We start from the raw sequence: 8,164 nt of genomic DNA, 5'->3' as shown, positions 1-8,164 counted from the left end.
CAGGCCATGCAGGCACTGACAATGATTGTGCGTCTGCACATTCGTTGTTAGCAGGTGCGGGAATCGTGCAATCTGAGACTACCGGAGTTCCTACTGTTGGACACACATCCGAAACAATTTCAAAATTGGTGAGCGACCACGAGCTGTATCCGGTTGAGCCATCAGTGGTATAAGCGATACCTATGTACACACCTGACTGCCCTGCTGCACCGCTGAGGTCAATATCAATCGCACCGGGGTCGGTGAGCAAAGTTTGGCCGCTCCAGGTTGCCCATAGCGGACAAGGAGACAACGCGTAATCTGTAGAATACTGGATGGTAAGGTCTGTTGTACCGAAGCTTTCGGAAGCATCGAACAACAAGTTAAGCGATGTTGAGCTACTCAAATCAAGCGGTCCGAATACCAACCAGGTATCCACATCTTCCTGGCAACCGCCACCACAGAAGCCATTCGCGGAGAAACCTCCGGGAATCGGCGTCCATGCCCCACCGTTGTTAAAGCTGGAATTGGTGGTTATGTTCACTACTTCCCACACAGGTTCGTCGCAGGCGTCAATATCCTCGTTGATTACATCAATGGTGGCGAAAAGTCCGTGGTAAGAAGGGTCAGACTGTGCATCATCAACAGCCACGGTGATGGTTGTTGTCTGGTCGCCATCTATGATTCCATCAGGAACACCCGTTACTGTAACCGTTTGCGGAATATCCCAGTTGCTTGCATCAAAAGTGAGCGTTGACGGGGCTACCGTGTTTTCAGTAATATCACCGCTTGTTACGGTAAGAACCACATCAGAAGCAGGTTCCTCGGTAAGAGTCACATCAAAAGTAGCTGTTGTTCCGCTTTCATCGGTATTACCCGAGATTGGAGATAGCTGAATACCGGGAGCACTGAAGCAAGTCCAGATCAGATCATCAATTGCAACGCGGTCATTGCCGATATTTGGGTTGATGATTTCGATATTTACTGTTCCGGGAACATTGATGCCGCTAATTGTAGTGGTTTGTATGGTAGCATCGTAAGGAATGGTTCCTACGGGGTTTCCGTTCACCTCAACCGTAAGGTTACCAGCTCCACCTGCAAATTTTCGCTGCGTAGTGAGGGTGAGGTCGCCAATGCCACCTATAGCGCCTTGCACGGTGGCAGATCCGTTTCGGATGGTTGCAGCCCGGCCATTGATGGTTTGGTCGTTTCGCGCATCTGTGATGGTGATATCATAACCATCATCACCCACATAATTGTATGTAAGGTAAGAACCTGAATTCCCCGCTCCCATGTTGGAAAAGCTTTCATTACCACACTCAGGTTCAGGAATCACACATGCCTGAGGAGCTGTAAACAAAGCTTCACTGAGAAACGAACAAGAAGGATTGAGCGCAAATGAAACTTCCACATCTACATCCAAACCATCAGAATCGAGTGTCAACTCGACTGTTTGCGGCGAAGAGGTTACGGCAAAGATCTGTCCATTCACCACAAGATTACCTCCCGGATCATTCGTGTAGGTCACGGTAATATCCGCAGTGTAGCTGTTGTCTTCCAGATCACAGGCAGACACATTTGCAAATGTCACCTCGTCAATGCTGCATTGCGGCGCACTACAGGGTTGCGGTGGTACTCCGAACCCGGTGAGGTCCTGCCCGCCTCCAACATTTTCGAAACGAATACTCGGGTCTGACCAACCCTCAGGTGCTCCGGTGGTGATATCGCAAATGAGCTGGATGTTAGAGTCCCGCGTAGAAACGCCGTTTCCTTCCCATGCAACACCCGGGTCTACACCGGGCTCACCAAAAGTATCTTCAACTACTCCGTTAAGTTGGATAACCAGTGCATCGTTTCCGTTAAAAGTAAAGTTAAATGGGACGAACAGCACGCTGCCAAGGCCTTGCGCTGTGAGGTGGGTCCCGATATCGGCCGTGCCCACAACCATCACTTCACCATCATCGAGGGTCCCGGAACTTATTGTCACCGCGGGAATAGGAGTATTTCCATTGGTTCCCTGCAAAATGACGAGATTATGGGTTGAGAAATCCAGCGAAGCACCTGTCTGATTCCAAAGCTCAATTCCCTTGGGTGTAGTTCCTGAATCGGTTTCCACGTGCTGGCTGATAATCAAGCCCTGAGGAACACCTGTGACTTCTGCGCTCAGCGTTACAACCACATCGTTTGCACCCGGACTTGACAACGTGAGTTGCTCCGTATATTGACCGGCAGTAAGACCTCCTTGCAGACGCACAAAATACTCGGTATTTGGAATAATTCCACCAAACTGCTCCAAATCCGGCAATGAAGGGAAAAAGTTCACATCGTCAAATGAGAACTCAAAGTTTGACACTTGTGAGAATGAAATGTCTCCAGTCATATCTTCACCGGATACAGAGAGAATTCCTGAGGTTGAAGGACCTGAACCTTCCTGGTAGCCGTCAAGGTTAAGGGTGGTTGGCGAAGCTGAAATGACCGGCGAACCCTGTGCAACAAAATCGGTGATAGTGATATCATCGATATTGAGACGACGGTTATCAGCACCTGTGGTCGCAACAGAAGAAATGCGGATACGAATATCATCGGGTGTATCCACATCTTCGGAAAAAGTTTGTACATCATTACTAGCTGGTGCAGTAAAGTCATTTCCCAATTGGGTCCAGGTTTGACCTTGATCGGTACTGTACTCCACGCGCCATGCAACCTGCTGATCCGTACCAAAGCGTCTGTACTGAAAGGTAACATTTCCGGCACCTCCGGTTTTGTCTTCCAGCATGGTCATTGCAGATTCACCGTACCCGCGCATACGCGCAGAGCGAGCGCCATTCTTCCAATCTGACGCTGAAGTGCCAATCAGAGCTTCGGTCATATCCCAATCAAGGCTCGAGAGATTCACCGTACCGGATGCATATCCCGTCTTGGTTTCTCCCGTTCCTTCAAAATCTACAATGTACTGAGCGCTCAGAGCCCCGCTGAAGAATAATAACAGAGTAGAAAAGAAAAATGCAACGAGCATTCCCCTTTTGTCCGGCGATGCCGGTACAGGTTTAAGGCAGCTATTCTTTGAAACTGCCGCATGGTAATCGTACTTGTTTTTCATGCTGTTGTTGTTTTGGTGATTTCTTCGGTTAACTGATTCAAATCCATGACAAAATAGTCAATTATCGAGACAAATCTATACATCTCAATACAAACAACCAGAGCCGTAAGATTATCCTGTAACTATGATTACCTTAACTACACGCTAAGCAAAGGCGGAATCAAAACACGAGGAAAACGCATTTCACATTGGCCGGGTGGTCGTCTACAGAAATGAAAGACATTGAAGATGTAGCAAATAGGTAGCTCTTTGACACCCCCCATCAACGGGTCATTGCACATGGAACTTTGCGGTAATCGTTTCCTCATCACAGTGAAAAACGAGTACATAAACACCGGAGGAGAGCGAGACATCCGTCACAAACATGGAGTTACCCGTCTCTTTTACACTGATCTGCTGTCCGCTGATGCCGTAAAGCACAGGGCGACTTATGAGTTCACAATCAGTGAAAACGCGAATGGTTTGATCAGCATAGTACACAGAAACATCATGTTGGTTTTCTTCCCACAACACAGCACGCACCACAGAATAGGTGTACGCACCGTCAAAATCAATCTGACGGATGCGGTAGTAATTCATTCCTCTCATCGGCAGATGGTCCAACCAATAGTATGACAACACCTGGCTAGAAAAACCTGCGGCACTCAACGTTCCTATGTTGTAGAAATCGCGAGCATTGGCCGAGCGTTGCACCTCAAAATGACTGGTGTTTTGTTCGCTTCCTGTGAGCCAATCCAAATGAACCCCAAAAGCATCAGGCCGGGCAGTAAAATCCAACCACTCCAGGGGCAAAGGAGACATCTCACTTGCAAGTGTCCACGGAGAAAAGTTGGTGGCGCCTACTACCTGCACGCTGTTGCCTGCGGCAATCTGGCTCAATGGGCCGGGCAACCAGATATCCTGAGTGGTATCGTAGCGTTGAGCTCTGAGGCTTGCGGGATCATTAAAAGGCGCGGCAGGCAATTCGTCGGGGGCGTAGTGAAAGGTTATGTTGGCAGTGGGTGTTCCCGATACATCAATTTGCCAAAATCGATCTACGGTGGCATCCTGGTTATCGGGAAGTAACCCCATGGTGCTGTTCAGGTTGAGAACCGGGTCGGGCAACAAGGGCCAGGGTTGATTGTTGGGCGGTGTTCCATAGGTAGAAATGCTTACGACACCTGCATTTCCCGCGGTTCGCTCAAAGACAAACGGGATATAAGGACCTCCTACTCCACGCGAAAAAGGAAACACATGAGCTCCACCTACATTGTTGATCGTCCAGTTGATTCTCCCTTCGTTGATTCCCGCTCCAGCCCCCGATTCTTCTGAAATGGCACCGGAAATTCGCGTAATGGCATCCACAGCTGTGTTGGTAACATACATCTGGTTTCCATTCAGATCAATGTAATCGTTGTTTAAAGCCAGTACACCTGCATTGGTGAACGTGATATCGTTATTGAGTCGCACGTGTCCTCCACTTTTGTTCAGGGTAAGGTTGTGAAACGGCAAGGCAAAACCCGCGGTATTGATTTCCTGAATTCCACTGCCATCCAATATGATGTTGCTGTTGTTGGTTTGAAATTGCGCTGCCGAAACCAAATTGATAATATCACCGGCAAACCGGGCCTGCGGATTGGGAAGATTGTTCATATTAAATCGGGCATTGTTCATCATGAGAAAATCGCCCTGTACTTCCAGGAGGTGGTTGTCATTAGAAACCATCTGAACAAAGGCCGTGTTCGTAACATTCGCACCGTTACTAATGAGCGTAAGGTTGTTGCATCGAAATGTAGATGGCGATGGGCCTTTCAGCGAAATCCAGACAAATGGGTTTCCGAAAGGCGTTGCTTTTTCGAGAAACACATCACCTTGGATGTTCCACGTACCTCCGTTTTGCGCCTGCACTTCAATTTGTGCTGCAAATGAAATACCCGGTCCGATCGTGGCAGACAGGTTACCCGCCACATTGATGGTGCCTCCTTCCTGGGCTTCAGCCTTCAGGTTGTTCACTCCGTTGCCTGTGCGCGTGATGGTTACATCACCCAGTATATTAAGGGTTCTGTTGTTTCGTACTTCCAAATCCTGTGTCCAGGAGTTTGCAGTGGTTAACAGCAGGTTATTACAAGTGGCATTGGCGGTGCTCACCCTGCAATTCGTGTTCACGTCCCCACTTTGATTGATAATCACATTTCGCGTAGCATTGGGAACGAGGCCGTTGTTCCAGTTCAAACAATTATGCCAATTGTCGTTTACTGCTCCGGTCCAAATGCAGGTAAAATCCGTGCTCGACGTAGTGATACGCACATCGTCAATATGGAAGCCTTCGTCAGTCCGATCATAAAGTGATGCAAAACCTCCGTTTTCCATTCGGTTATTATAACCTGTACAGTTATCTGCACGAATGCTGATAATTTCCAAACCAACCGTATTTGTGCCTGCCGGAATAGAATAATTAACAGGATTGGAAGCTTGATAGACGTTGCAACCTGATGATGTGGTGGGAGCGCCACCAATTATGTCAGTCCACAAGTAGCAATGATCGGAGAAACCGCCAACTTGCGCAATTACAACCCAAGGCCCTGCGTTCAACCTGACTTTTATTACAGCTCCTTCCCGGACATCCAAACCGGGCCCGCTGCCACATCGCACACGATGGAACAACTGCAGATTAAGGTCTTCAAGGCCCGAAACATCCACGTCATCAAAGGTCATGGTATGAGATGTTCCCGCGCGACCTACCATACCGGACCAATTGCCCGTTCTGGACGTTTGGTTGTTACGCACGCCGCCTGTATAGCCCCAGTTTTCCGTACAGGTTACAGAAGCGTTTTCAAAACCCTGAAACCAAATGGTGTTCTGCGCCAGAAGCCCAAAAACACCTGAGCTCCAAAGCACCACTGATAAGAGGAGACAACGCACCATGATACAAATATCGGTGATGTTCGGTTAACGACTCCAAAAAAGCACTTTATCAATGCGTAAAATATCTGGAGAGAAAGTGAAATTAACTACTTGAAGTTAAATTACCAACCATGGAGGACCTACTTCGTGCAGTTAAAGGGAGCTGCACAGTCTCGACCTGAATTGGTTTTATTAAAAAAACCCTCGACGATTCCTCGCCGGGGGTTTCACTATTTGATTCAACAAACGCTGACAGATCCTCTCCGGACGCTGTCAGGTTTGTAGATTACATCACAATCAGTCGCTCGGTAGCAAAGCGCTCGCCATCCACAACGATGTGAACCATGTACATTCCTGTAGCGAGGTTCTTGTTGAAGTGAATCAGTCGGCTTACGCTGTCGCCCACGTGGCCAAATCCTTCATTCTGGATCAACTGTCCGTTGATGTCGTAAATCTGGATCATTACCTCGTGGTTTTCATCACCCAGGCCACTCAGCTCAAGACGTACCTCTGTGCCCGCGTTGGGGTTGGGGTACAGCATAGAGCTGTTCTCTGCCAGAGTACGAACCGCAGGGGTTTCGTCGGCAGGAGCACCGGGGCCGCTGATGGTGAAGGTGCAAACCGGACCAAAGTCGCCGAGGATACCACCTTGCTGAACGCGTACGCGAACTTCGCAATCGCCTGCAGTGAGCAATGGGCTGATTTGGTTCCAGTTGAGGCTGATTCCAGGGTTGGGACGCTGTGCTGTGCTGGTTACTCCGGTGGTGAGGTTTACAAACTCCCACTGGTAGAAGTCTGCTGCACATACACTCTGAGCAACCAGTATTCCGTTGGGGGCGTGTGTTACACCACAATACTGCGGACGCACAGTCACATTGTTGGGCGGAAGCGCCAGTATAATGGGACTTACATCACCAAAATCACCCCATTGACCACTTACTTTCACGCGAACACCAACGTGGTAGGTTGTACCTGGCACCAAACCCTCAATCCATGAGAGACGAATGCCGGGATTGGCCGCTCCGCGCACATAGTAGATCTCATTTCCATTTGTCGGGTCAGAATCAGGATCAAAACGCCATTCAAAATCCTCAGCTCCAGCAATGTTGAACGCAATTACAATGTCGCACATTGAATAGGGGTTACCTTGAGGGTTGGTAGGGCTATACTCAGGCCGCACGGAGGTGTTTGGCACATCAGGCGAAATTCCGATGCTGCAACTGATTCCGTATTCGCCCCACTCTCCTCCTACTTCAGTTTTTACCCGAACATCATAGGTCTCGCCCAGCTCAATGCCTGAAATCCACTCCAAACGCACCCATGGATTACCACCCACGCGAGTATATTCGGGAAGCACATTGCTGTTTGAGTCGGTAAACTCCCAGCGGTACGCTGTAGCGCCGGCAACTTGCTGTGCGCTGATAAAATCACCCAATGCATATCCTCCCGTATTACAGAAGTTCGCATGAACCTGGGTAAAGGGCACGTTGCCTTGAACTCCCACATTCACCGTGATTTGCTCGTTGCAACCTTCGCCGTCAGAAACCAACACGGTGTAGTTTCCGGGGAATAGGCCCGTGGCAGTAGCTATGTTTTGCATCAGCGGATCGTTCCAACTGTAGCTGTAAGTTCCCGAGCCGCCCGTTGCAACAACCGTTGCGGTTCCGTCGGCATTACCCGGACCGGATGCCGGGGTAGAGCTACCAACAAGAACCAAATCACAAAGCTCACAAGGATCTTCTTGCGTGTTACCTCCCACACAATCTCCGCAATCGTCTATAAATGCCGTTCCGCCGAAGTCACCGTTGCAGTCAGCCACACAAGCCGTTTCGCCCGTGTTGCCACCTACGCAGTCACCACAGTTATCGATGAAGGCTGTTCCTCCGAAGTCACCGTTGCAGTCAGCCAAACAAGCTGTTTCACCCGTGTTGCCACCTACGCAATCCCCGCAGTTATCGATGAAGGCAGTTCCACCAAAGTCTCCGTTGCAGTCGGCTACGCAGGCCGTTTCGCCCGTGTTGCCGCCTACGCAGTCGCCGCAGTTATCAAGGAAAGCCGTTCCGCCGAAGTCGCCATTGCAATCGGCTAAACAGGCAGTTTCTCCTGTGTTGCCACCTACGCAGTCGCCGCAGTTATCGAAGAAAGCTGTTCCGCCGAAGTCACCGTTGCAGTCAGCCACACAAGCCGTTTCGCCCGTGTTGC

Annotated in this window: 3 protein-coding genes; all 3 read right to left on the bottom strand. The window is 49.6% G+C overall.

Features of this window, described 5'->3' with window-relative positions; all coding sequences use genetic code 11:
* Positions 1-3,079 (bottom strand): hypothetical protein (locus EA392_00810; GenBank protein TVR42023.1); only part of this gene is annotated, 3,079 nt, incomplete at its 3' end.
* A gap of 270 nt (positions 3,080-3,349) precedes the next feature.
* The gene (locus EA392_00805) at positions 3,350-5,959 is read right to left on the bottom strand and encodes a T9SS C-terminal target domain-containing protein (protein TVR42022.1); all 2,610 of its coding nucleotides are present in this window, start codon (positions 5,957-5,959) and stop codon (positions 3,350-3,352) included.
* 289 nt (positions 5,960-6,248) lie between these two features.
* The coding region (locus EA392_00800) for a T9SS C-terminal target domain-containing protein (protein TVR42021.1) at positions 6,249-8,164 on the bottom strand (1,916 nt) is incomplete at its 5' end.

This window comes from Cryomorphaceae bacterium, assembly GCA_007695365.1.
Taxonomy (GTDB): domain Bacteria; phylum Bacteroidota; class Bacteroidia; order Flavobacteriales_D; family SKUL01; genus SKUL01.
This window is presented reverse-complemented; position numbering and strand designations above follow the sequence as displayed.